Here is a 23,872-nt window from a genome sequence, read left to right on the forward strand (position 1 = left end):
TCTGACCGTTGCTGCTCGTTCTCGTGCTGGCGCAGCCGCTTGCGTCTGACCGCCGCTGCTCGCTGCTCGTGCTGCCGCAGCCGCTCGCGCCAGACCGCCGCTGCTCGCTGCTCGTGCTGTCGCTCGCCACCCCGCCGCCGCTCGTCATCCGCGCTGGGGCGCCGCTCGTCGCCGGCGCGGGCGCCGGCCGCTCGCGCGGCCGTCGGCGGAGAGTGCGGCCACCATCCGCGCCCACCGCACCGCGCGCCGAACGCCCCACCGACAAGCGCCCACGATCACTCGGCTTCCGGGGCCGGCTCCAGGATCCCGAAGATGTTCCCCTCGGTGTCCACGCAGTACGCGAGCCACCCGATCCCCGGGATCGGGCTGCGCGGCACCGCCACCTGGCCGCCCGCCTGCTCGACCCGCCGCACGGCCGCGTCGAGGTCGTCCACCTCGACGGTCAGCGGGAAGGCGTTCACCGGCGCGTCCTCGGCGGGCGCGGGGCCCTGCCGCGGCACCAGCCCGCCGTCGATGCCCGGTCCGTCGCCGGTGCTGATCAGCCAGTACGGGTTGCTGCCCCACCGCTCGAACGTCCACCCGAAGACCGTCGCGTAGAAGGTGACGGCTCGTTCCGGGTCGCTCGCGTGGATCTCGAAGTGCACCGGACGCGGCATGGCGGCCTCCGAGAGGCGGTGGGCGGGGAACCGAGAATGCTACCCGCCGAGCGTGGTCCGCACGTACTCCTCGATCGCCGCCAGCGAGGACGGGGCCGACCACACCCGCTCGACGTGCGCGTCGTCCCCGGCGCGCTGCTCGCCGATCCGCTCGTCGAACGGCCGGTGGATCTGCGCCTTCGTGTGCCGGAACGCGTCCGACGGCACCGCGGCCAGCCGCCTCGCCGTCTCGATCGCCCTCGGCAGCACCTCGTCCGGCGCGGCCAGCTCGTCCACCAGCCCGCGGGAAAGCGCTTCGCCGCCCGCGTAGGTCTCGCCGAGGAACGTCAGCCCGGGCAGCCGCTCCGTCCCGTACGCGCAGCGCAGGATCTCCAGGGCCACCAACGGGAACGGCACCCCGACGAGCAGTTCGGTGACGCCGATCCGGCCCTGCCGCTCGTTCAGGATCCGCCGGTCGCACGCCGCCGCCAGCACCGCCCCGCCGGCGATCGCGTGCCCCGTCACCGCCGCGACGACCGGTCCGGGGAACCCGAACACGGCCAGGAACGCGTCCGACAGCGCGGGCAGGAACTCCCGGAGGTAGGCCGGCCCGCCCGCGGCGACCCGCTTGAGGTCCACCCCGGCGGAGAACATCCCGTCCCGCCCGGTCAGCACCACGCCCTTCGCGCCGCCGAGCTCGGCCTCCTCCAGCCGCGCCACCAGCTCCCGGCACAGCTCGGTGTCCATCGCGTTCGCCTTGCCGTGGGCCAGTTTCAGCACGGCCACGTCGCCGGCCTTGTCCACCTCGATCGTCGTCATCGCCCCACCGTAGTGGGAAATCAGCTGGTGATGTCCTTCGTCGCGAAGCGCCGCGCGGCCAGCAGCGTGAACACGGTCGCGTAGATCACCGCGGACAGCGTCCCGGCGGCCATGTTCGTCCAGTCGATGTCGGTCGCGATCAGGTCCATCCAGCCGTACGAGTAGTGCGTCGGCAGGTAGTTGCGCAGCGTGCCCAGCGCGGTGATCTGGTCGAGGATCTGCGACAGGATCGCCGCCAGCACCGCCCCGCCGACCGCGCCCAGCGGCGCGTCGGTGAGCACCGACAACAACAGCGCCAGCCCCGCCACCCACGCCAGCTGGATCACCACGTACACGGTGGACAGCCCGATCGCGATCAGGCTCTGCCCGAACGGGATCGCGTCCCCGGTGGGGCTGACCGCGTCACCGGCCCCGTAGAAGATCAGTCCCGCCACCAGGGCCACCAGCGGCAGCAGCACCAGCGCCACCACCGACAGCAACCCGGACGCGATCGCCTTCTGCCGCAGCAGCCGGTGCCGCGGCACCGGCATGGCCAGCAGGTACTTCAGGCTCGACCAGGACGCCTCGCTCGCGATCGTGTCCCCGAAGAACAACGCGACGATCGTGGGCAGCAGGAACGTCCCGGACACGAACAGCGCCAGCACGACGAAGTTCGGCGCGCTCGCCGTCGCCAGGTCGACGAACCCGCCGGAGCGCCGGTTCGGGCTGGACTCGCCGATCTCGAACGCCACCACCAGGATGAACGGCAGCAGCACGACGAACCCGAGCACCAGCTGGGTGCGCCGCCGCCGCAGCTGGCGCCGCAGCTCGACGCCCAGCCGCAACGTCCGCCGCGCCCGGTAGCCCTCGACCGCGCCGTCCGCGCCCACCCCGGAGTGGGTGTGCGCAGCGGCGTCGGTCAGCTCGTCCAGTGCCGCGGGATCGGTGTGGACCCCGTTCTCGCTCATGACGTTTCCTCTCCCACGAGCTGGAGGAACGCGTCCTCCAGCCGTCGCCGCGGCCCGGCCTGCTCGACCGCGACCCCGGCCCGGACCAGCGCCGCGACCGCCTCGGCGCGCGGCATCCCGTCCAGGTCGGCGTGCACGAGGGTCCCTTCGACGTCCACACCGGACACGCCGGGCACCCCGCGCAGGGCGTCGGCCGCCGCCTCCGGCCGGTCGACCCGGAAGGTGGCCTCGCCGCCGGCGGCCACGATGTCGCCGACCTCGCCCGCGGCCACCAGCCGGCCGCGGTGCATCACCACGACGTGCGTGCAGGTCTGCTCGACCTCGGCCAGCAGGTGGCTGGAGACCACCACGGTCCGGCCGGTCGCGGCGTACCGCTGCAGCACCTCGCGCATCTGGTGGATCTGCGGCGGGTCGAGCCCGTTGGTCGGTTCGTCGAGCACGAGCAGCTCCGGCAGCCCGAGCATGGCCTGCGCGATCGCGAGCCGCTGCCGCATGCCCTGGCTGTAGGTGCGGACCTTGCGGTGCACGGCGTTGCCCAGCCCGGCGATCTCCAGCGCCTGCTCCAGGTGCGCCTGCTCGATCGGGCGGCCGGTCGCGTCCCAGTAGAGGCGCAGGTTCGCGGTGCCGGACAGGTGCGGCAGGAACCCGGAGCCCTCGACGAACGAGCCGATCCGCGACAGCACCGGCGCGCCGGGCGTGATCCGGTGGCCGAACACCCTGATCTCGCCGGCGGTGGGGGTGATCAGGCCCATCAGCATGCGCAGCGTCGTCGTCTTGCCGGCGCCGTTCGGCCCGAGCAGGCCGAGCACCTGGCCCGGTTCGACGCGGAAGGACAGGTCCTTCACGGCGGTGAGCCCGCCCGGGTAGGCCTTGGTCAGCCCGTCGATCACCAGCGGCACCCCGGCCAGGTCCGGGTCGGCCTGGTGCGACCGCCGCCTGCGCACCGCGGCCAGCGCGGCGACCGCCGCGGCGAGCGCGAGCGTGACGGCGATGCCGACGAGCGTCCCGACCGGCCACCCGCCGCCGACGGCGTTGCCCGGCACGACCGGCACCGCGATGGCCGGGTCGGCGAGCGAGACCCGGTACGCGGCCGGGGTCACCGGGGTCGCGTACGCCTGGTCGGTCGTCGTGACCACGAGCTGCAGGGCGTGCCCGGCCTCGACCGGCCGCACCACCCCGGGCAGCGTCACGGTCACCTCGGCGGTGCCGGACGACGGGATCGCCACCCGGACCGGGGCGATCTGGTTCGCCGGCAGCGTGCGGCTGCCGTCCGGGTTGAGGTCGTAGAGCTTGACGAACAGCACCGCCTCGCCGGTGCCGGACACCCGCAGCCGGACGGTCGACGAGCCGGTGATCAGCAGCTGCGAGTCGACGGGCGCGGTGGTGAACCGCGCGGACTGGCCGGGCGGGTCGAGGCTGAACAGTCCCGACAGCCGCGACGATCCGCTGACCAGCGCGTTCAGGCCGGGGATCCCGCTGACCGCGGCGGGCGTGCCGCCGGGCGGGTTGACGATCGTCTGCTCGTCGCCGTCGAGCTGCAGCGTCCGCCGCTGGGTCTGCGCGGGGTACTCGCCGGCGTCGACGGTGCGCACCGACGGCGAGCCCGACGCGCGCAGCGAGCCCTGCACGTCGTAGGAGAACCCGCTGAACGGGTTGCCGCCCTCGCCGGTGAGCTGGAACCACAGCCAGTCGCCGAGCTTCGCGCGCAGCTGCGGGCCCGGGCGGCCGCCGTCGTGCCCGCCGGTGTACCAGACCTGCTGCACCGTCCCGCCCGCCGCGGTGATCTGCCGCGCGGTGGCGTCGGACTGGTCGAGCCCGAACAGCGTGTCGGCCTCGCCCTGCACCAGCAGGGTCGGCGCGGTGATGTTCCCGGTGACCGCGGCGGGGGACAGGCGCTGCAGCAGGGCCGCGACCTGCGGGCTCACCTTGCCGGTCGTGGCCAGGTCGGCGTAGGCGCGGCAGATCTCGGCGGTGAACCGGCCGCACGTCGCCCCGCCGAGCTGCTGCGGCGCCTGCTGGGGGAGCGGCGCGGCGGCGGCCGAGCCGCCCCCGCCCGTGGTCCCGGCGGTCTGGGTGTCGTCGTTGGTCTCCTGGCCCGGCTCCGGCGCCTCCGCGCCCAGCCCGCCCGCGCCCGAGGGCGAGGTCCCGGCGGAGAAGAGCAGCCCGGCCCACGACCTCTTGAACACCCCGTCCGGGGAGAACGCGCCCGCCGCCGGGGTGCCCGCCGCGGGCGCCGCCGCCGCGGCCGCGTTCGGCGTGAGGCCCTGGGCCAGGTCGTTGTAGGTGATCACCGGCGTGATCGCGTCGACCCGCTTGTCCCGTCCGGCCAGCTGCAGCGCCAGCGCGCCGCCGTAGGAGGCGCCCAGCACGCCGACCCGCGGGTCGCCGGGGCCGTCCAGGCGGACCTCCGGGCGGGTGGCGAGCCAGTCGACCAGGCGGGCGGCGTCCGCGACCTCGAAGTCCGGGTCGTTGAGCCCGATCTCGCCGGTGCTGCGGCCGAAGCCGCGCGCCGAGTAGGTGAGCACCACGAACCCGCGCCGGGCCAGCTCCTGCGCGTCGCCGGCGACGCTGTTCTTGTCCCCGCCGAACCCGTGCGGCAGCAGCACCGCCGGGGCGGGCGTGCGCTCCGGCAGGTAGAGCGTGGTGTCCAGGCTGACCTTCGCCGCGGAGCCGGGCGCCGCGGGCACGTCGAGGATGGCGTCCTGCGTCGGTACCGCGGCGGGCTCGCTCGACGAGCGGGTCCAGACGAGCACGACGGCCGCCACCAGCAGGACGACGACCGCGAGGATCACCATCCGGGAACGGCGTGTGTGCGGGAGCGCGATTCGGGGCACACCGAAACCGTATGGGAGCTTTCCTGAGAACGCGTCAGCGCGGGTCCTGATCTTGGAATCCGGGTGATGAGGGTTACCTAAGGTGGTGTTCGTCCGGTTGATCAGGAAAGATGGATACGACGTGGAGGGGAGTATTCCTTCGCGGCGGTGTCGTCAGCACGGCGGTCCTTCGGGGCACCCGGCACCGTCGGCCGGATCCACCGGCGGAAGAGACCTCCGGCTAGCTGCTGCTGCGCGCTAACCGGAGGTATTGCGTAGATGAATGTCCCCGTGTGGCTGTGGGCTGCCACGGTTGCAGGCCTGCTCGTGCTGATCGCGATCGACCTCGTGATCGTCGACCGGAAGCCACATGAAGTCACCACCAAGGAAGCGGCCAAGTGGGTCGTCTTCTACATCACCTGCGCCGTGTTGTTCGGCATCGGCGTCTGGGTCCTCGCCGGGCACGACTACGGCGTCCAGTTCTTCACCGGGTACATCACCGAGTACTCGCTGTCGGTGGACAACCTGTTCATCTTCATGATCATCATGGCCTCGTTCCGGGTGCCCGCGATCCACCAGCACCGCGTGCTGCTGATCGGCATCCTGCTCGCGCTGGCCATGCGCAGCGTGTTCATCGCGGTCGGTGCGGCCCTGATCGCCCAGTTCGTGTGGGTGTTCTTCCTGTTCGGCGCGGTCCTGGTGTGGACGGCCATCAGCATGGTGCGCGGCAACGACCACGACGAGGAGTACCACGAGAACGCGGTCGTGCGGTGGATCCGCAAGGTCTACCCGGTCACCGACGACTTCCACGGCCACAAGATGACGATCAAGCGGGACGGCAAGCGCTGGCTTACGCCGATGTTCGTGGTGATCGTGGCCATCGGCAGCGCCGACCTGCTCTTCGCGGTCGACTCGATCCCGGCGATCTTCGGCATCACCCAGGAAGCCTTCCTGGTGTTCACCGCCAACGCGTTCGCGCTGATGGGGCTGCGGCAGCTGTACTTCCTGCTCGGCGGTCTGGTGAACAAGCTGGTCTACCTGTCCTACGGCCTGGCGGTCATCCTCGCCTTCATCGGCGCGAAGCTGATCCTGCACGCGCTGCACGAGTACCACGCGGTGCCGGACTGGCTGGACATCAACAACTGGCTCTCGCTGGGCGTGATCGTGGTCGTCCTGACCGTCACCACCGTCCTCAGCCTGGCCAAGGCCAAGCGGGACGAGAAGAAGAAGTCGGAGTCTCAGGCTCTTAGCGAGGCTAACGAAATCCGGTAGGTTCGGGGGCATGCGTCCCTCGGATCTCGAACTCCTCGCCGTGCCCGGCACTCCCGCGCTGCACGGCACCCTGCTGCTGACCGCGGTCACCACCCCCGACCTCGGCGGCAACACCTATCGCAGTTCGCTGTGGCGGGCCGCCCCCGACGGCGGGGCGGCCCGGCAGTGGACCCACGGCGAGCGGGACACCGATCCCGCGATCTCCCCGGACGGCCGCTGGGTGGCCTTCCTCCGCGCGGACGGCGACAAGCCGCAGCTGCACGTGATGCCCGCCGACGGCGGCGACGCCCGGCGCCTCACCGAACTGCCGCTCGGCGCCGGCGCCCCGGTGTGGGCGCCGGACTCGCGCCGCGTCGCCTTCACCGCGCGGGTGCCCGAAGCCGGCCGCTACGGTGCGCCGGACCCCGACGGCGAAGTCCTCGAACCGGCCGCGGAGGCGCCCCGCCGGATCACCCGCTACGACTACCGGCTCGACAACGTCGGCTTCCTGCGGGACCGCCCGCGGCGGCTGTTCGTCCTCGACGTCACCGACCCGGGTGAACCGGAGCCGCTGACCGACGACCAGGCCGACGTCTCCGACCCGGCGTGGCTGCCGGACGGTTCGGCCGTGCTGGTCGTCGCGCCCCGCGAGTGGGGCGCCACCGACACCGAGGAGAGCGACCTCTACCTGGTGCCTGCCGAGGGCGGCGAGCCGGTGCTCGCGGTGCGCAGTGCGGGCAGCGCCGCCAAGCCGTCGGTGACGGTCGACGGCACGATCCTCTTCTACGGCCAGGAGTACACGTGGCCGCACGTCGTGGCCCGCAACCCGGGTCTGTGGGCGGCCGAGCTGCCCGCCGACGGCGAGCCGGCGAAGCCGCGCCGCCTGACCGACGCGGAGTCCGTGTACTGCATGTCCGACGTGCCGCCCGCGCAGTTCCGCGACGAGGTCCTGGTGACCGTGCTCAACCGCGGCGCGATCGAGCTGCGGGCCGTGCCGCGCGACGCCGACCGGGCGCCGCTGGACGGCCTGAGCAGGCTGCTCGGTGACCGCGGCGCGGTGCGGTCGTTCGCGGTGGACGGGGAGCGGATCGCCGCGGTCGTGGCGCGGCCGGACAGCTCGGGTGACGTGGTGCTGCTCGACGGCCCGGACCAGTTCGTGCTCACCGACTTCTCGAAGCCGGTGCGGGAGAAGGGGATCCGCCCGGTCGAGGAGCTGACCGCCACGGCGCCGGACGGCTACCCGGTGCACGGCTGGCTGGTGCTGCCCGAGGGCGAGGGGCCGCACCCGGTGCTGCTCGTGGTGCACGGCGGCCCGTTCGCGGCCTACGACTGGGGCCTGTTCGACGAGGCGCAGGTGTACGCCGCGGCCGGGTACGCCGTGGTGATGGGCAACCCGCGCGGTTCGGCGGGCTACGGCGAGAGCCACGGGCAGGCGATCGTGCACGGACTGGGCACGGTCGACGTCGACGACGTGCTGGCGCTGCTGGACGCGGCCCTGGAGCGCGACGACCTGGACTCCTCGCGGGTCGGCGTGATGGGCGGCTCGTACGGCGGTTTCATGACGACGTGGCTGGCCGCCCACCACGGTTCGCGATTCCGCGCCGCGTGGAGCGAGCGGGCCGTCAACGCGTGGGACTCGTTCACCGGCAGCTCGGACATCGGCTGGTTCTTCACCGAGGCCTACGTCGGCGCGGACCCGGTGGTGCAGCGCGAGCGCAGCCCGCTGACCTACGCCGCGCAGATCCGGATCCCGTTCGCGGTGGTCCACTCCGAGCACGACTGGCGCTGCCCGGTGGAGCAGGCCCAGCGGCTGTTCGTGGAGCTCAAGCGCAACGGCACGGAGGTCGAGATGCTCCTCTTCCCCGGCGAGGGCCACGAACTGAGCCGGTCCGGCAAGCCGCGCCACCGGGTGCAACGCTTCGACGCGATCCTGGACTGGTGGTCGCGCCACCTGGCGTGACTCGCCGGGTTGCCGAGGCGGAGACGCCGGCCCGGATCAACGTCGAGGGCTGGCGCTCCGCCCGCGCACCCGGGACAGCTTGCGGGCCGAGCGCTTCCGCTCCCGGCCTCCCCGGCCTCGGAGCCGGCTGGGTAACGGAGCCGGCCGCACCGCGGTGCGTCCCGGACCGGTTGCCCCGGCGCGCCCCCGGCGAGGCGGCGTCGTGGCACGGCGGGCGCGGGGGTTTCCCGGCTCCGGTGCCGGCGCTCCGCAGAGCAGTAGGCGGGCTGGCGGCGGGGTCTCGCCACGCGTTGATCCAGGTGTGCCGGGAGCACCGGCGCCCGTCCCCCCCGGAAATCCGCTGTCCCCGCGCGCTTCAGTTCAGCAGCACGTAGTTCAGCTCCTCGCACACCCGGCCCAGCGGCACGTCCAGGCCGGGGTGGTCGAGCGGCAGCAGCACGTCCGGCGCCAGCGGCAGCGCCTTGCCGGCCGGTGGGTCCCACAGGCACAGCGCGGGGTGCCCGCCGTCCATCGACGAGCGGTACCACAGTCCGTCCAGCTCCGGGAAGGCCGCGCGGATCGCCCGCGCCCACGCCTGCGTGATCTTCTTCGGCCCGCTCGAAATCTCCTGCGACGCCCCGACCCGCGTCGGCCACAGGCCGGTCAGGTCGAGCAGCCTCAGCGGCCGCGACGGGCGCACCACGACCAGCCTCGGGAGCCGCGTCCTGCGGTCGACCAGCGACGTCGTCTGGAACACCTCCGCCACGCTCGTCCGCACGGTCAGCCCGAAGTACAGCACCCCGTGCCCCGGATCGGTGACGGCGCGCCCGTCCCGGCTGGGCGGCTGCGGGTCGAAGCGGCCGTGCGGCAGCGGGCCGGTGTAGCGGAACGTGTTCCACTGCTGCGGGTGGTTGCCGCCCGCGGTGAAGATCCGCACCAGCCGCCGCGTGGACGGCACGGTCACGATGTCGACGTCGGCGCGCAGGGCAGCGAGGAGCTCAGCCCGCGACGGCGGGAGTGGCAAACGGGCCATGAGATGCGGGGCGGCCTCAGAACGGGGTGCCGAGCGTGGCGGCGAGCGCGGCGACCGGCTCGGGGTCGCCCCCGGCCAGCAGCCACTGCCGCGGGGTGGCGGGCCGCCCGCCGATCTGCAGGTCGGCCTGCTCGGTGTTCATGAACGCGGCCACGACCAGCGCGGGCTGGTCGTCCGGCACGGCGGCCAGCACGGCTTCCAGCCCGGGCAGCGCGCCCCGCTCGCCGAACTGCCACGACGGCAGCCGCCAGCCGCCCTGGTCCTTCCAGCCGGTCAGGCGCCGGTCGGCCAGCTTGTGCCGGATCCGGCTCGGGTCCACGCCCAGCCGCCGTGCGGCCTCGGCGACCGTGAGGGCGGACTCGGCCAGCACCGCGTGCGCCGCCACCGACGGCGCGCGGCTGTCCGGCTCGTCGTCGCGCCGGGGCGACAGATCGAGCCCCGCCTCGGCGAGCGCGGCCCGCTGCCCCTCGGAGAAGAAGGACACCGGGTCCGGGTTCGGCGGGGCGAGGCGGCGCGCGGCGTCCTCGACCAGCGAGAGGAAATCCGCGGCGTCGATCCGGAGGCCTGCCTTGGCGAGGACGTTCTCCAGCGCGACCGTCATGAGCCTCAGCATAGCGCTCGGCGTGCGGGTTCGTGCGCCCTAGGGGAAACTGTCCGCAGAGGACACGATCTTGTCCACTCTTGACATGTGTGGCGGGTCACTCTAGGTTCGGCCGAGTAATCGATTTCTCGCAGCGTGGCGAGGGGGCCAGCATGGACGCGGAGCCACGGTCGCCCCTGGTCGAGCTGGCCGGGGTGAGCAAGTCCTACGGCGGAGTTCATGCGGTGCGTGACGTCGATTTCACTGTGTGTGCCGGAGAAGTCCACGCGCTGCTCGGGGAAAACGGCGCGGGCAAGTCCACTCTGATGAAGATCCTCTCCGGTGAGGTGGGCGGCCACCGCGGGGAAATCCGCATCGACGGCGAGCCCGTCCGGTTCGCCCGGCCCGCCGACGCGCAGCGCGCCGGGGTCGCGATGATCCACCAGGAACTCGACCTCGTCCCGGCGCTGCCGATCGCCGAGAACGTGTTCCTCGGCCGCGAGCCCCGCACCCGCTTCGGCACGATCGATCGCCGCCGGATGGTGCGTGAGACCGCGCGCCTTCTGGACCGCATCGGCGTCGCGCTCGACCCGCGCCGTCCGGTGGAGGAGCTGCGCACCGGCGAGCAGCAGCTGGTCACCATCGCGAAGGCGCTGTCGCTGGACGCCCGGATCATCGTCATGGACGAGCCGACCTCCGCGCTGTCCGCGCCGGAGATCGACCGGCTGTTCGCCGTGATCGCCGAACTGCGCCGCGCCGGCGCCGGCGTCGTCTACATCTCGCACCGCATGGACGAGATCGGCCGCGTCGCCGACCGCGCGACCGTGCTCCGCAACGGCGAGGTGGTGGCGGAGTTCGACGCGCGGGCGATGACCGCGCAGCAGGCGTCCGAGGCGATGGTCGGCAGGCCGGTCGAGTCGATGTTCCGCACCGGCGACGGCGCGGGCGCGGGGGAGGAGCTGCTGCGCGTCGAGGACCTGGTCGTGCAGTCGCGGCGCCCCGGCCGCCGTGATCCGGCCGGCATCAGCCTGCGGGTCGGGCGCGGCGAGATCGTCGGTGTCGCCGGGCTCCTCGGCGCCGGTCGCACGGAGCTGCTCGAGACGATCTACGGCGTCGGGGGACGCTGGTCCGGGCGGATCCTGCTGCGCGGCGAGGAGATCCGCCCGCGCGGCCCCCGCGGGGCGCTGCGCCTGGGCATCGCGTTCGTGCCCGAGGACCGGCGCGTCGCGGGCCTGGCGCTGGAGCACTCGGTGCTCGCCAACACGGTGCTGTCCATAGTGGACCGCATCGCGCGGGCCGGGGTGGTGCCGCGGCGGCGGGAACGCGGCGCGGCGCAGGAGATGGTCGACCGCCTCGGCGTGAAGCTCGCGTCGCTGCGGGACCCGGCAGGCTCGCTGTCCGGCGGCAACCAGCAGAAGGTCGTGCTGGGGCGCGGCCTGCTCACCGAACCCGCGCTGCTGCTGCTGGACGAGCCGACCCGCGGGGTGGACGTCGGCGCGAAGGCCGAGATCTACCGGCTCCTCGGCGAGGCGGCGAGCAGGGGCGTGGGGGTCCTGCTCGCGTCGTCGGAGCCCGCCGAGCTGATCGGCGTCTGCCACCGCGTGGTCGTGCTGCGGGACGGCCGCAGCGTGCGGGAACTGGACACAGCGAACACCACCGAAGCGGAGCTGCTGGCGTTCTCGATGGGCGAGGGGGCCGTCGAGGACCTGGTGGCGGAAGGGACGTCATGACCAAGGTGGCCGCGTTGCCCGACCTCGCCCGCCCCGGCGGCGGGCTGCTGGCGACGCTGTTCCGGTTCCAGAGCCTGTTCGGCCTGGTGCTGGTGTTCATCGCCGCGGTGGTGTACTCGCCGAGCAAGAACGGCGAGCTCGTGTTCCTGGACTCGGGCAACCTGTTCAACGTCGTGCGCTCGATGTCGGAGATCGGGATCCTCGCCGTCGGGATGACGCTGGTGATCCTCATCGGCGGCATCGACCTGTCCGTCGGGTCGGTGCTCGGCCTGGCCAGCGTCGGGGTGGCGGTCCTGCTCACCGAGAACGACCTCGGGCTGGTGCCGGCGGTGGCGCTGGTGCTCGCGATCGGGCTCGGGTTCGGGCTGCTGCAGGGGTTCGCGATCACCTCGTTCGGCATCCAGGCGTTCATCGTGACCCTGGCCGGCATGCAGATCGCGCGCGGCCTGGCGCGGATCTGGTCCGGCGGGCAGGGCGTGTCGATCACCTACGGCGAGGGGCCGGGGCAGGCGCCGGAGACGTTTTCGCTGCTGGGGGAGCGCACCTTCAACGGGCTGGTGCCGATCCCCGCGCTGATCTTCCTGGTGGTCGCCGCACTGGCGGTGGTGCTGCTGCGGGTCAGCGCGTTCTCCCGGCACATCTACGCCATCGGCGGCAACGAGAAGGCCGCGCGCCTGTCCGGCGTGCCGGTCAAGCGGGTGAAGATCATCGTGTTCGGCCTGTGCGGGCTGCTGGCGGCGCTGGCCGGGATCGTGCACGCCGGGCAGCTCAACTTTGGCGGACCCAACGACGGCGCGATGTACGAGCTGGACGCGATCGCCGCCGTGGTCATCGGCGGCACCAGCCTGATGGGCGGGCGCGGCTCGGTGGTCGGCACGGTGGCCGGCGCGCTGCTGGTCGGCGTGCTGCGCAACATCCTGGGCCTGAACAACGTGGACTCCAACGTCCAGTTGCTCGTGATCGGCCTGGTCATCGTGCTCGCCGCGGGGCTGCAGCGGCTGCGCCCGGCATCGGTTTCCTGACGAGAGGGGAAGAATCATGCGGAAGTCCCGTGGCCTGGCGGCGGTGGGCGCGTGCCTGCTGCTCGCGGCCTGCGGCACCACGAACGAGAACTCGGGCAGCGGCGGCGGCGCGCAGGGTGCGCCGGAGCGCTGCGGCGCCGACGGGCAGTACACGATCGGGATGAGCCAGGCCAACGTCGCCGAGCCGTACCGGCAGCGGATGGACGACGACATCCGCGCCGCGGCCGCGTCGGTGCCGCAGTTCACCGTCAACTTCGCCGACGCCGCGCAGGACAACTCGAAGCAGGTCGAGCAGGTCGACAACTTCATCACCCAGCAGGTCGACCTGCTCATCATCAGCCCCAACGAGGCGACGCCGCTGACCGCGCCGGTGAAACGCGCCTACGACAAGGGGATCCCGGTGCTGGTGCTGGACCGCAAGGTCGACGGCGACGCCTACACGTCGTTCATCGGCGCGGACAACGTCGACATCGGGCGGCAGGCCGGCGAGTACTTCAAGACGACGTTGCTGCCGAACGGCGGCAAGATCGGCGAGCTGCGCGGGCTGGCCGGCTCGACCCCGGCGCGGGAGCGGCACGACGGCTTCATGCAGGGCATCCAGGGGTCCAAGATCGAGATCGTGGCCGCGCAGGACGGCGACTGGCTGCGGGACAAGGGCCAGCAGCAGGCCGACGCGATCCTCAAGGCGAACCCGGACATCCAGGCGATCTACTCGCACAACGACCCGATGGGCGAGGGAGCCCGCATCGCCGCGACGAACGCCGGGCGTCCCGACCTGCCGATCACCGGGATCGACGGGTTGCCCATCGAGTCGGGCGGGCTGAAGGCCGTCGAGGCGGGCCGCCTGTCGGCGACATTCATCTACCCGACGGGCGGGCAGGAGGCGATCGCCGCGGCGAAGAGCATCCTGGTGGACTGCCGCCAGGTGCCGAAAACGCAGACGCTGCCGACGAAGCTGGTGACGAAGGACAACGCGGCGGCCACGTACGCGGAGCTGAACAGCGGGTCCTGACCGTTTCGCGCGCCGTCCCGTCGCCCCGGCGGCGGGACGGCCCCGGATCGCCGCCGGAAACGAACCCCGTCAGGCGCGGTGGCTGCTGCCCCGCTCGATGAGCTGCGCCTCCAGTGTCGTCGCGGTCGGGGGCAGCGAGCCATCGGCTATCCGGGCCAGCAGCAGCCGCGCCGCCTCCGCGCCGATCTCGTACGCCGGCTGGGCCACGACGGTCAGCGGTGGGTCGATGAGCGTCGCCCAGGGGACGTCGTCGAAGGCGACCACCCCGACGTCCCGCCCCAGCCGCAGCCCGGCCGCCCGCAGTGCCTCCAGCACGCCGATCGCCATCGCGCTGTTGGCCACCAGCAGCGCGTCGGGCGGCTCCGCCTCGGCCAGCAGCGCACGCGTCGCCGCCTCGCCGCCGGACGCCCGGTACTCGGCCCGCCGCTCGCGCCGCTTCCGCCGCCCGAGCGCGTCCCGGTACCCCGCCAGCCGGTCGTCGGCCGTGCGCACCCCCGCCGGCCCGGTCACGCACCCGACCCGCTGGTAACCGGCCGCCAGCAGGTGCTCGGCCGCCGCCCTGGCCGCGGCCCGGCTGTCGACCAGCACCTGATCACCGGTGCCCGCGCGCAGCGGCCGGTCCACCGCGACGACCGGCGTTCCGCGCCCCAGCAGCATCTCGACCCCGGCCCACTCGTCGGTCGGCGAGATCACCACCCCGGCCACCCGCTCCTGCAGCGCCACGTCGATGTAGCGGCGCTCTTTCTCGGCGCTCTCGTCGGAATTGCACAGCACCACGGAGTAACCGGCCGTCTGCGCCACGTCCTCGACGCCGCGGGCGATCGCGGTGAAGAACGGGTTCTCCACATCGGAGATGATCAGCGCCAGGACCGCGGTCTCCTGCCTGCGCAGGTTCCGCGCGAGCCCGTTGGGCTGGTAGCCCAGCTCTTCCGCGGCCGCGCGCACCCTGGCGACCAGCGCCGGATCCACTGTGGACACGCCGTTCAGCGCCCGCGACACGGTGGCCGTGGACACCCCGGCGCGCCGCGCCACATCGCTGATGGTCGCCACCGCGACCTCCCGTCTTCCTCGCCGCTCACGCGGTGGACGGGCGGCTATTGACACCGTCCGGGGTCCAGAATAGCGTCTTGAGTAATCGATTACCCGCCCTAGGAGGCAGCGTGGCCCGCATCGGCGTGATCAGCATTTCCGACGGGCGTGACCATGTGCACGCGCGCAACGCCCGGTTCATCCAGTCCAAACAGGACGAGCTCGTGCGGTCGCTGACCGCGGCGGGGCACGAGGTGGTCGCGGGCCGGGACCTGGTCGCGACCAACACGCTGGCCACGTCGGTGGCGCGCGAGGTCGCCGCCGCCGGGGTGGACGTCACGATCTTCTACTACGCGGTGTGGAGCTTCCCGCACTTCACGATGCTCGCCGCGGACGCCACGCGCAGCCCGCTGATCCTGGTCGCCAGCACCGACCCGACCGAGCCGGGTCTGGTCGGCATGCTCGCCGCGGGCGGCGCACTGGACCAGATCGGCCGCGCCCACACCCGGTTGTGGGGCGCGCCGGACGACGCGGACCTGGCCGGCCGGGTCGGCGCGCATGCGCGGGCCGCCGCCGCGGTCGCGTCGCTGCGCGGGTCCACCTTCGGCCGCTTCGGCGGCCGCCCGATGGGCATGAACACCGCGGTCGCCAACACCGACCAGTGGATGCGCCAGTTCGGCGTCGACGTCGAGGAGATCGACCAGTACGAGCTGGTGCTGCGCGCGGAGAAGGCCGACGTCGGCGAAGCGGCCAAGGCGCGCCGCTGGATCGAGGAGCACGCGGCCGGGGTCCACTACGACGGCCAGAAGCTCACGCCCGAGCTGCTGGAGCGGCAGATCCGGTCGTACCTGGCGATCCGCGACATCATCGACGAGCGCAAGCTCGACTTCTCCGGCATCAAGGGCCAGCCGGAGCTGACCGAGCACTTCGCCACGATGGACGTCACGGAGGCGTTCCTCAACGACCCCTACGACTGGAACGGCCCCAAGCCGGTGCACGTCACCGCCACCGAGGCGGACATGGACGGCGCGCTGACCATGCAGCTCATGCACAAGATCTCCGGCGACCCGGTGCTGTTCGCCGACGTCCGCCACTACCACGCCGACCGCGACATCTGGGATCTGTGCAACTCCGGCCAGCACGCCACCTGGTACGCCGCGCGCAGCGACGACCCGGCGGAGAACCTGGCGAAGGTCCACTTCTACCCGGAGGTGTTCTTCTTCCCCGCGGGCGGCGCGTCGGTCCAGCACATCGCCGCGCCCGGGCAGATGACGCTGGGACGGCTCACCCGGCAGGCGGGGGAGTACCGTCTGCAGCTGATGCTGGGCGAATTCGAGAACTACGACGACGAGACCAACGAGTCCCTGATGCGCCAGTCCACGCCGGAGTGGCCGCACGCGTGGGCGCGCCTGGACGCGCCCGCCGAGACGTTCCTGTCGCGGTTCGGGGCCAACCACATCCACGCCATCCCGGGCGACCGCCGCGCCGAGCTGCGTGCCGCGGCCGGCCTGCTGGGCGTCGACGTGCACGAGTGGTCCCGTGACTGACCTGCTGCTCGGCATCGACATCGGGACGTCCAGCTCGAAGGGCGTCCTGGTCACCCGCGACGGCGAGATCGTGGCCCGCGCGTCGCGGGCGCACGACACCTCGTGCCCGCACCCGGGCTGGGTCGAGCACGACGCGGAAACCGTGTGGTGGCAGGACTTCCTGGCGCTGACCCGGGAACTGGTGGCGGCGGCCGGCGACCGGAAGCCGGCGGCGCTGGCCGTGAGCGGCATCGGGCCGGTGCTGCTGCCCGCCGACTCCGACGGCACCCCGCTGCGGCCGGCCATCCTGTACGGCGTGGACACCCGCGCCTCCCGGGAGATCGAAGAGCTGACCGCGGAGCTCGGCGCGGAATCCATTGTGGAGCGCGCGGGCACGGCGCTGTCGTCGCAGGCGGTCGGCCCGAAGTGGCGCTGGCTCGCCCGGCACGAGCCGGAGGTGTTCCGGCGCACCCGGCTGTTCCTGATGTGCAGTTCCTACCTGGTGCACCGGCTGACCGGCGAGTACGTCCTGGACCACCACTCGGCCAGCCAGTGCGACCCGATGTACGACCTGCGCGCGGGGGACTGGGCCGCGGACTGGGCGGCGCTGTGCGCGCCCGGGGTCGAGATGCCGCGGCTGGTGTGGCCGACCGAGGTGGCCGGTGTGGTGAGCGCGGCCGCGGCAGCGGAAACCGGTCTGCCGCAGGGCCTCCCGGTCACGGCCGGGACGGTCGACGCGTGGGCCGAGGCCGCCAGCGTCGGCGTGGCCGAGCCGGGCGACACGATGGTCATGTACGGCACCACGATGTTCCTCATCCAGGTGCTGGCCGACCCGCGCCCGCACACCGGCCTGTGGACGACGTGCGGCGCCTTCCCCGGCACGTACTCGCTGGCGGCCGGGATGGCGACCTCCGGCGCGATCACCGACTGGCTGCGCCGGCTCGTCGGCGGCGACTTCGCGACCCTGGTCGACGAGGCCGCGAAGGTGCCGCCCGGCAGCCGGGGCCTGCTGATGCTGCCCTACTTCGCGGGCGAGCGCACGCCGCTGTTCGACCCGGACGCCCGCGGCGTGCTGGCGGGGCTGACCACCTCGCACGGCATCGGCGAGATCTACCGCGCCGCGCTGGAGGGCATCGCCTACGGCGTGCGGCACAACCTGGAGGCCATGCGCGACTCCGGCGGCGCGGCGGGCAGGCTGGTCGCGGTCGGCGGCGGCACCCAGGGCGGGCTGTGGACGCAGATCGTCAGCGACGTGACGGGCGCCGACCAGCAGGTGCCCGCGGAGACGATCGGCGCGGCGTTCGGCGACGCGCTGCTGGCGGCCGTCGCGATCGGCGCGGAACCGGACGTCACGCGCTGGAACCCGGTGGCGAGCACGGTTCGCCCGGATCCGGCCGCGGTGGACACCTATGACCGGTTTTATACGCGGTACCGCGAACTCTACCCCTCCACAAAGGACATAACGCACTTTCTGGCCGAGCGTCAGCGCGAGAGCGGGCACTAGCCTGGCCGGGTGTTTTCCGAACCCTCGGGCCAGGGCTGGCAGCAGGTCGGCGAACTCGTGCTCGCGCTGGTGCTGTGCTCGCTGATCGGCCTGGAACGCGAACTGAAGCAGAAGAGCGCCGGTCTGCGCACGCACACGCTGGTCGGGGTGGGCGCGGCGCTGTTCCTCCTGGTGAGCAAGTACGGCTTCACCGACGTGCTCGAACCGGGGCGGATCGTGCTGGACCCGTCGCGGGTGGCGGCACAGATCGTGTCCGGGATCGGGTTCATCGGCGGCGGGCTGATCTTCGTGCGGCGCGACGTGGTGCGCGGCCTGACCACCGCGGCGGTGGTGTGGATGAGCGTGGCGGTGGGCTGCGCGTGCGCGGCCGGGCTGCCGCTCCTGGCGGTGGTCGTCACCGCGGCGCACTTCGTGGTGGTCTACGGCTACCCGCCGCTGGTGCGGCTGCTGACGCGCCGGCGCCCCGCGACGACGACGGTCCGGCTGGCCTACCGGGACGGCGAGGGGGCGCTGCGCCGGATCCTGGAACTGGCGACCCGCTCCGGCTACTCGGTCCAGCGGGCCCTGACCAACCGCCGCGACTCCGGCGGCGTGATCGACCTGAGCATGCGGCTGCTCGGGCCGCGCGGCGTCGACGACCTGCTCGCCAGGCTGGCCGAGCAGCCCGGGATCCTCGCCGTCGAGACCGGCGCGATCGACGACACGAGCGAGTAGAAGTCGCAGGTCAGCGGGGTTGCACTACCCCGAGCGGGTGAAAAGCGGACGGTGATGTACCCGCCAGGTAACGATTGACGCTCGGCTTGCGAGGAATGGTTGACGCGCTCGGTGGAAGCGCGGTGAGCCGAGAGAAGACGACGCCATGGGTGTTGTTCCCACCGCGGGTCCCGGGCCGGGACCGCGGCGGCCGCTGGCCAGTTCGATGGCGGTGTTCGCCGCCCTCGGGGTGGTCCTGACGGTCGGCCTCACCTCGCTGCTCGTCGCCGGGCAGCGGTCCGCCGACCCGTCGGTGGGGTCGCTCAGCGGGGCCAGCGCGCCGGTCGTGGCGCCGGTCGCGCCCGTGCCGCAGGTGTCCTACGCCGTGACGTACGAGCTGACGGGCGGCGCCGGGGCGCTGAACGTGACGTACGTGGCGAAGGGCGCCGACATCGCGCAGGTCCTCGAAACGGACACCCCGTGGTCGGTGTCGATCGAGCGCACCGGGCCGCAGGGCTCGGACCAGTACTTCAGCCTGACGGCGCAGAACGCCGGCGGCGGCACCCTGACGTGCCGCATCATCGTCGACGGGGTCGTGGTGAGCGAGCGGTCCGTGTCGGCGCCGCAGGGCATGGTGCGCTGCTCCAAGTCGCTGCCCTGACCCGTCCGGGCCGCCTCCCGCGATCGCCGTGGGGCACGATCACCACGTGAACGGTGCGACCCTGCAGACCGGTCCGGTGCTGGCCGTCGTCCTCGCCGCGCTCGTCGCGGTGGGCGCCCTCGCGGTGTGGCTCGGCCGGCTCGGCCCCGGGTGGGCGGTCGCGACGGCGGCCGGTCGCGCGATCGTCCAGCTGGGCGCGGTTTCGCTGCTGATCACCGCCGTGCTCCGGTCCGGCTGGCTGACCGGGCTGTTCGTGCTGCTCATGTTCACCGTCGCCGCGGTCACCTCGGCCCGCCGCGTCGGGCTCCCGCTGCGCCGCGCGCCGTGGATCGCCGTCCCGCTGGCCGGCGGTGTCCTCCCGGTGCTCGCGCTGGTGCTCGGGTCGGGCGTGGTGCCGCTGGAGCCGATCGCGGTGGTGCCGATCGCCGGGATCGTCATCGGCGGCGCCATGAGCGCGACGTCCCAGGCCGCCCGCCGCGCCCTCGACGAGCTGGCCACACGGCACGGCGAGTACGAAGCCGCCCTCGCGCTCGGTTTCCTGCCGCGGGCGGCCGCGCTGGAGATCTGCCGTCCCAGCGCCGGGCAGGCGCTGATCCCCGCGCTCGACCAGACCCGCACGGTCGGCCTGGTGACCCTGCCCGGCGCGTACGTCGGCGTGCTGCTCGGCGGGGCCAGCCCGGTGCAGGCCGGGGTGACGCAGGTGCTGGTCCTGATCGGGCTGCTGGCCGCCGAGGCGATCGCCGTGCTCGTGGCGGTCCAGCTCGTGGCGGCGGGACTCGTCGATCGCGGTTAGCGTGGGGGCATGACTGTTGCGGACTTGGTGATCGACGGGTTCGGCCGCATCCAGGAGGTCGTGCACGAGGCCGTCGACGGGCTGACCGAGGACCAGCTGGCCGAGCGCCTCGACGAGGACGCCAACTCGATCGCGTGGCTGGTCTGGCACCTCACGCGCGTGCAGGACGACCACATCGCGGACCTGGCCGGCACGCCGCAGGTGTGGACCGAGCAGGGGTGGCACGAGCGGTTCGGGCTGCCGTTCCGGCCGTCGGCGACCGGCTATGGGCACCGCTCCAAGGACGTCGCCGCGGTGCGCGCGGAGGCCAAGCTGCTCACCGGCTACCACGACGCAGTGCACGACTCGACGGTCGCGTGGCTGGGCTCGCTGCGCGAGGACCGGCTGGACGACGTGGTCGACGAGGCGTGGGACCCGCCGGTCACCCTCGGGGTCCGGCTGGTCAGCATCCTGTCCGACGACCTCCAGCACGCCGGGCAGGCGGCGTTCATCCGCGGCGTCCTGGAGCGGCGCCAGGTGTACTGCTAGGGCGGCGGGAACTCGGCCGCGACCTCGGCGGCGTCGTCCATCGCCGCCGGGTCCGGCCGCCCGCCACCGGGAGCGGCCTCGGCGATGACGACGAGCGAGCCGTCCCGCCGCGACCCGTAGTACTGCCCGGTGAACTCGACGCCGGCGAGGCCGAGCGCGCCGGCCGCGAGGGGCTCGACGTTGCCCGTGCCGTCGGTGTCGGCGAGCTCCTTGAGCTCGGCCGCGGTGCTCGCGGTGGGCATGCGCACCCACGCGATCGACACGACGACGGTGTTGCCGCGCGTGTCGCCGATGGCGAGGAGGAGCCGGTCCAGCTTGCGGCACGGGTGCTTCCGGAAGAACTGCTGGACCTGGCCGTAGGAGTGGGAGCCGCAGGCCGTCGCGGCGTGAGCGGTCTGCCGCAGCTGACGCAGGCCGATGCGCTTCCAGGCCTCGCCGCGCTGCCCCTTGCGGGCGGCGTCCTTGCCGGCGGACTTGCCGTGGGCGGAGGTGGCGGAACCACCTGCGGTGCCACCCCCGGTCGTCAGGCCGGTCCCGCCCGCCGCGAGCGCCCCGACCGCAAGGGCAGCGACCACCGCCTTCCCGCCCTTCCGGTTGTGCCTCGGTCTGATCCGCCCCTGCGGATCCGTGATATATCCGTCCGGTGCCATGCCGGGGAATATTTGCCACACCACTCCATCGGTGGCTTCGTTTCGCGCGAAATCGCTCGAATGGCCCAGTCCCGAATTCCGGCGAGATTTCACATGCTCCCGGTATCCCCGAAAGAACCGCTGGTCGCGACTGACAAAACCGGCACTGTCCAAACAGGACAAGCAAGCAACCGAGGGTGTTCTCGCCGGTTCATCCGAACAGGACCCCGGATCGCTCACCTGGCCGTTGCCGCCACCCGATCACCGGTGGCACCGTCGAAGACATGCAGGCCTTCACTCTGCCCGAGTTCTACGTCCCCCATCCGGCCAGGATCAACCCGAACCTGGAGGGCACCCGCGCGCACAGCATGGACTGGGCGCGCCGCATGGGCATGCTCGACGCGGCCAAGCCCGGCGGAGGTGTGGTGTGGACCGAGGCGGCGCTGGCCAAGATGGACTACGCCCTCATGTGCGCCTACACGCACCCGGACTGCGAGGGTCCGGCCCTCGACCTGATCACCGACTGGTACGTCTGGGTGTTCTTCTTCGACGACCACTTCCTCGAGCAGTTCAAGTACTCCCGCGACATGGCGGGCGCGAAGGAGTACCTGGACCGCCTCGAGTTGTTCATGACCGCGCCCGGCCAGGAGCCGCCGGAGCCGGCGAACCCCGCCGAGGCCGGGCTGAAGGACCTGTGGGCACGCACGATCCCGGCGATGTCGGAGGGGTGGCGGCGGCGGTTCACGCTGAGCACCCACAACCTGATGGTCGAGTCGATGTGGGAGCTGGCGAACATCGACCTGGGCCGCATCGCCAACCCCATCGAGTACATCCAGATGCGGCGGCGGGTCGGCGGTGCGCCGTGGTCGGCGAACCTGGTCGAGTACGCCGTGCGGGCCGAGGTGCCGGACCGGCTGTCGGCGACGCGGACCATCGAGGTCCTGTCCGACACGTTCGCCGACGCCGTGCACCTGCGCAACGACCTGTTCTCCTACCAGCGCGAGGTGCAGGAGGAGGGCGAGAACTCCAATGCCGTGCTGGTGCTCGAACGGTTCCTCGGCTGTTCCACGCAGGAGGCGGCCGAGCTGGTCAACGACCTGCTGACCTCGCGCCTGCAGCAGTTCGAGGACACCGCGCTGGTCGAGGTGCCCGCGCTGCTGGCCGAGCACGCGGCCCTGCCGCACGAGCAGATCGCCGTCGGGGCGTACGTGAAGGGGCTGCAGGACTGGCAGTCCGGCGGTCACGAGTGGCACGCGCGGTCCAGCCGGTACATGAACGAGGGCGCGGCCGAGGGCGGCTCCAGCCGGCTCACCGCCGGGCCGGTCCTGCGCACCCGGAGGCAGCAGCGTGACCACGTGCCGTTCACCAAGGTCGGGCACCTGCCGCTGCCGGAGATCTACATGCCGTACGCGTTCCGTATGAGCCCGCACCTGGAGGAGGCGCGCGAGCAGAACGCGCAGTGGTGCCGGGAGATGGGTTTCTACGATTCGGTGCCGGGTGTGGAGGCCGGCGGGGTGTGGGACGAGGAGCGGCTGCGCGGGATCGACCTGGCGCACTGCGCGTCGATGATCCACGCCGACGCCGACCCGGACGAGCTGCACCTGTCCACGGCGTGGCTGGCGTGGGGCACCTATGGCGACGACTACTTCCCGGCGGTGTTCGGCGCGGGCCGCAACGTGCCCGCCGCGAAGGTGACCAACGACCGGCTGTCGCTGTTCATGCCGCTGGACGCCGGGGAGACGCCGGAGCCGCTGACCCCGCTGGAGCGCGGCCTGCAGGACCTGTGGCGGCGCACGGCGACCCCGCTGAGCGGCGACGCGCGGCGGGTGTTCCGGAAGGCGGTCGAGGACATGACCGCGAGCTGGGTGTGGGAGCTGGCCAACCAGGCGCAGAACCGCATTCCGGACCCGATCGACTACGTCGAAATGCGGCGGCGCACGTTCGGCTCGGACATGACGATGAGCCTGGCGCGGATCACGCACCTGACCGAGGTGCCGCCGGAGCTGTTCGGCACGAGGACGCTGCGTGAGCTGGAGACCGCGGCGCAGGACTACGCGTGCTTCGCCAACGACCTGTTCTCCTACCAGAAGGAGATCGAGTTCGAGGGCGAGCTGCACAACATGGTGCTGGTGGTGGAGCACTTCCTCGGCCTGGACCGGCTCGCCGCGCGGGACGTGGTGAACGACCTGATGACGGCGCGAATGCGGCAGTTCGAGCACATCCTCGCCACGGACCTGCCCCAGCTCTTCGAGGACGCCGAACTGGACCAGCCCGCCCGCGACGCGCTCCTCCGCCACGCCGACGAGCTGAAGGACTGGATGTCGGGCATCCTCGAGTGGCACCGCCAGTGCGTGCGCTACACCGAGCCGGAGCTGAAGCGCCTGACCACGCCCGCGGCGCCGGCGTTCCCCGCCGGGCTCGGCATGTCGGCCCTCCGGCTGGCCGACCGCTTCCGGGCCGCCTCGGCCTGACGCCCCGCGCGGCCCCGGGCGGGGGTGAGCGGCGGGTGGTTCAGGCCGGGGCGATCAGTTGCCGAGGGCGGCGCGGTCGCGCCTGGCGCGGCGGGGGCAGTGGCGAGCAGCCTCCGTCCGGGAGACCGTTCACGCCGAGCGGCAGCTCCCGAGCAAGATCACTCCCGGAGAAGTCACCCCTGCCGGGAATCACCCCCGCCGGGAGATCACCCGCGCCGGGAGATCACCCGCGCCGGGAGATCACCCGCGCCGGGAGA

Annotated in this window: 20 protein-coding genes; 12 read left to right on the forward strand and 8 right to left on the reverse strand. The window is 72.7% G+C overall.

From position 1 onward, the window contains the following. Positions 1-275 precede the first annotated feature (275 nt). Genes L2C96_RS42020 through L2C96_RS42035 form a run of 4 tightly spaced genes read right to left on the reverse strand, consistent with a single transcriptional unit; the run spans position 276 to position 5,196 of the window. The gene (locus L2C96_RS42020; RefSeq protein ID WP_020420363.1) at positions 276-656 is read right to left on the reverse strand and encodes a VOC family protein; all 381 of its coding nucleotides are present in this window, start codon (positions 654-656) and stop codon (positions 276-278) included. Positions 657-695: 39 nt separating this feature from the next. After that, entirely contained in the window at positions 696-1,454 is a 759-nt protein-coding gene (locus tag L2C96_RS42025) for an enoyl-CoA hydratase/isomerase family protein (protein WP_237338634.1), read from the reverse strand. A 20-nt stretch (positions 1,455-1,474) separates the two neighbouring features. Next, positions 1,475-2,401 carry an ABC transporter permease gene (locus L2C96_RS42030; RefSeq protein WP_020420365.1) on the reverse strand — a complete coding sequence of 309 codons (927 nt, stop codon included), beginning with the start codon at positions 2,399-2,401 and terminating at the stop codon, positions 1,475-1,477. Then, complete coding sequence (locus L2C96_RS42035; RefSeq protein ID WP_237338635.1) at positions 2,398-5,196, reverse strand: alpha/beta fold hydrolase; 2,799 nt, start codon at positions 5,194-5,196, stop codon at positions 2,398-2,400. Before L2C96_RS42035 ends, L2C96_RS42030 begins: the two co-directional genes overlap by 4 nt. A 297-nt stretch (positions 5,197-5,493) precedes the next feature. Between L2C96_RS42035 and L2C96_RS42040 the strand changes: the two genes are divergently transcribed. Further along, positions 5,494-6,486: a TerC family protein gene (locus L2C96_RS42040; protein WP_237338636.1), complete on the forward strand. Its 993-nt coding sequence runs from the start codon at positions 5,494-5,496 to the stop codon at positions 6,484-6,486. Positions 6,487-6,496: 10 nt separating this feature from the next. Next, the gene (locus tag L2C96_RS42045; RefSeq protein WP_237338637.1) at positions 6,497-8,425 is read left to right on the forward strand and encodes a S9 family peptidase; all 1,929 of its coding nucleotides are present in this window, start codon (positions 6,497-6,499) and stop codon (positions 8,423-8,425) included. 355 nt (positions 8,426-8,780) lie between these two features. On the opposite strand, the gene L2C96_RS42050 is transcribed toward L2C96_RS42045, so the two are convergent. Together L2C96_RS42050 and L2C96_RS42055 are read right to left on the reverse strand one after the other, a co-directional pair. After that, positions 8,781-9,437 (reverse strand): RES family NAD+ phosphorylase, encoded by a 657-nt coding sequence (locus L2C96_RS42050; protein ID WP_237338638.1) that lies wholly within the window; start codon positions 9,435-9,437, stop codon positions 8,781-8,783. Between the two features lie 16 nt (positions 9,438-9,453). Beyond that, the gene (locus L2C96_RS42055) at positions 9,454-10,038 is read right to left on the reverse strand and encodes a MerR family transcriptional regulator (RefSeq protein WP_020420370.1); all 585 of its coding nucleotides are present in this window, start codon (positions 10,036-10,038) and stop codon (positions 9,454-9,456) included. 152 nt (positions 10,039-10,190) lie between these two features. Here L2C96_RS42055 and L2C96_RS42060 point away from each other — a divergent pair, with 152 nt between their 5' ends. From L2C96_RS42060 to L2C96_RS42070, 3 genes are read left to right on the forward strand one after another with little or no spacing between them, the layout of a single operon-like run. Then, positions 10,191-11,747: a sugar ABC transporter ATP-binding protein gene (locus L2C96_RS42060; protein WP_237338639.1), complete on the forward strand. Its 1,557-nt coding sequence runs from the start codon at positions 10,191-10,193 to the stop codon at positions 11,745-11,747. After that, positions 11,744-12,769, forward strand: a complete 1,026-nt coding sequence (locus tag L2C96_RS42065) for an ABC transporter permease (protein ID WP_020420372.1) — start codon at positions 11,744-11,746, stop codon at positions 12,767-12,769. Before L2C96_RS42060 ends, L2C96_RS42065 begins: the two co-directional genes overlap by 4 nt. 16 nt (positions 12,770-12,785) lie before the next feature. Then, positions 12,786-13,781 (forward strand): substrate-binding domain-containing protein, encoded by a 996-nt coding sequence (locus L2C96_RS42070; protein ID WP_020420373.1) that lies wholly within the window; start codon positions 12,786-12,788, stop codon positions 13,779-13,781. 69 nt (positions 13,782-13,850) lie between these two features. Here the strand turns inward: L2C96_RS42070 and L2C96_RS42075 are convergent, their stop codons facing one another. Beyond that, positions 13,851-14,831, reverse strand: coding sequence for a LacI family DNA-binding transcriptional regulator (locus L2C96_RS42075; protein ID WP_020420374.1), 981 nt, complete (start codon positions 14,829-14,831; stop codon positions 13,851-13,853). 110 nt (positions 14,832-14,941) lie between these two features. Between L2C96_RS42075 and L2C96_RS42080 the strand changes: the two genes are divergently transcribed. From L2C96_RS42080 to L2C96_RS42105, 6 genes are all read left to right on the forward strand, one after another. Next, on the forward strand, positions 14,942-16,357 hold the full coding sequence (locus tag L2C96_RS42080; RefSeq protein ID WP_020420375.1) for an L-fucose/L-arabinose isomerase family protein: 1,416 nt from the start codon (positions 14,942-14,944) through the stop codon (positions 16,355-16,357). Continuing rightward, complete coding sequence (locus L2C96_RS42085; protein ID WP_237338640.1) at positions 16,350-17,840, forward strand: FGGY-family carbohydrate kinase; 1,491 nt, start codon at positions 16,350-16,352, stop codon at positions 17,838-17,840. Before L2C96_RS42080 ends, L2C96_RS42085 begins: the two co-directional genes overlap by 8 nt. Before the next feature lie 9 nt (positions 17,841-17,849). Continuing rightward, on the forward strand, positions 17,850-18,554 hold the full coding sequence (locus tag L2C96_RS42090; RefSeq protein WP_237338641.1) for an MgtC/SapB family protein: 705 nt from the start codon (positions 17,850-17,852) through the stop codon (positions 18,552-18,554). 145 nt (positions 18,555-18,699) lie between these two features. Continuing rightward, positions 18,700-19,194: an MmpS family transport accessory protein gene (locus tag L2C96_RS42095; protein ID WP_237338642.1), complete on the forward strand. Its 495-nt coding sequence runs from the start codon at positions 18,700-18,702 to the stop codon at positions 19,192-19,194. A gap of 46 nt (positions 19,195-19,240) precedes the next feature. Then, positions 19,241-19,987, forward strand: a complete 747-nt coding sequence (locus L2C96_RS42100; RefSeq protein WP_237338643.1) for an ABC transporter permease — start codon at positions 19,241-19,243, stop codon at positions 19,985-19,987. Between the two features lie 9 nt (positions 19,988-19,996). After that, a complete protein-coding gene (locus tag L2C96_RS42105; protein ID WP_237338644.1) occupies positions 19,997-20,515 on the forward strand; it encodes a mycothiol transferase in 519 nt (172 codons plus the stop codon). On the opposite strand, the gene L2C96_RS42110 is transcribed toward L2C96_RS42105, so the two are convergent. Further along, entirely contained in the window at positions 20,512-21,090 is a 579-nt protein-coding gene (locus tag L2C96_RS42110; RefSeq protein ID WP_237338645.1) for a hypothetical protein, read from the reverse strand. The genes L2C96_RS42105 and L2C96_RS42110 overlap by 4 nt on opposite strands. A gap of 338 nt (positions 21,091-21,428) precedes the next feature. Here L2C96_RS42110 and L2C96_RS42115 point away from each other — a divergent pair, with 338 nt between their 5' ends. Beyond that, complete coding sequence (locus L2C96_RS42115) at positions 21,429-23,615, forward strand: terpene synthase family protein (RefSeq protein ID WP_237338646.1); 2,187 nt, start codon at positions 21,429-21,431, stop codon at positions 23,613-23,615. Positions 23,616-23,872 lie beyond the last annotated feature (257 nt).

It is taken from the genome of Amycolatopsis tucumanensis, from assembly GCF_021654135.1.
GTDB classification, from domain to species: domain Bacteria; phylum Actinomycetota; class Actinomycetes; order Mycobacteriales; family Pseudonocardiaceae; genus Amycolatopsis_E; species Amycolatopsis_E tucumanensis.

What these genes read in the sequence shown, in the direction of transcription:
- L2C96_RS42025 (WP_237338634.1), bottom strand. Translation starts at nt 1,454, where the DNA reads ATGACGACGATCGAGGTGGACAAGGCCGGCGACGTGGCCGTGCTGAAA.
- L2C96_RS42105 (WP_237338644.1), top strand. Translation starts at nt 19,997, where the DNA reads ATGACTGTTGCGGACTTGGTGATCGACGGGTTCGGCCGCATCCAGGAG.
- L2C96_RS42115 (WP_237338646.1), top strand. Translation starts at nt 21,429, where the DNA reads ATGCAGGCCTTCACTCTGCCCGAGTTCTACGTCCCCCATCCGGCCAGG.
- L2C96_RS42035 (WP_237338635.1), bottom strand. Translation starts at nt 5,196, where the DNA reads ATGGTGATCCTCGCGGTCGTCGTCCTGCTGGTGGCGGCCGTCGTGCTC.
- L2C96_RS42020 (WP_020420363.1), bottom strand. Translation starts at nt 656, where the DNA reads ATGCCGCGTCCGGTGCACTTCGAGATCCACGCGAGCGACCCGGAACGA.
- L2C96_RS42040 (WP_237338636.1), top strand. Translation starts at nt 5,494, where the DNA reads ATGAATGTCCCCGTGTGGCTGTGGGCTGCCACGGTTGCAGGCCTGCTC.
- L2C96_RS42050 (WP_237338638.1), bottom strand. Translation starts at nt 9,437, where the DNA reads ATGGCCCGTTTGCCACTCCCGCCGTCGCGGGCTGAGCTCCTCGCTGCC.
- L2C96_RS42065 (WP_020420372.1), top strand. Translation starts at nt 11,744, where the DNA reads ATGACCAAGGTGGCCGCGTTGCCCGACCTCGCCCGCCCCGGCGGCGGG.
- L2C96_RS42055 (WP_020420370.1), bottom strand. Translation starts at nt 10,038, where the DNA reads ATGACGGTCGCGCTGGAGAACGTCCTCGCCAAGGCAGGCCTCCGGATC.
- L2C96_RS42060 (WP_237338639.1), top strand. Translation starts at nt 10,191, where the DNA reads ATGGACGCGGAGCCACGGTCGCCCCTGGTCGAGCTGGCCGGGGTGAGC.
- L2C96_RS42045 (WP_237338637.1), top strand. Translation starts at nt 6,497, where the DNA reads ATGCGTCCCTCGGATCTCGAACTCCTCGCCGTGCCCGGCACTCCCGCG.
- L2C96_RS42095 (WP_237338642.1), top strand. Translation starts at nt 18,700, where the DNA reads ATGGGTGTTGTTCCCACCGCGGGTCCCGGGCCGGGACCGCGGCGGCCG.
- L2C96_RS42070 (WP_020420373.1), top strand. Translation starts at nt 12,786, where the DNA reads ATGCGGAAGTCCCGTGGCCTGGCGGCGGTGGGCGCGTGCCTGCTGCTC.
- L2C96_RS42030 (WP_020420365.1), bottom strand. Translation starts at nt 2,401, where the DNA reads ATGAGCGAGAACGGGGTCCACACCGATCCCGCGGCACTGGACGAGCTG.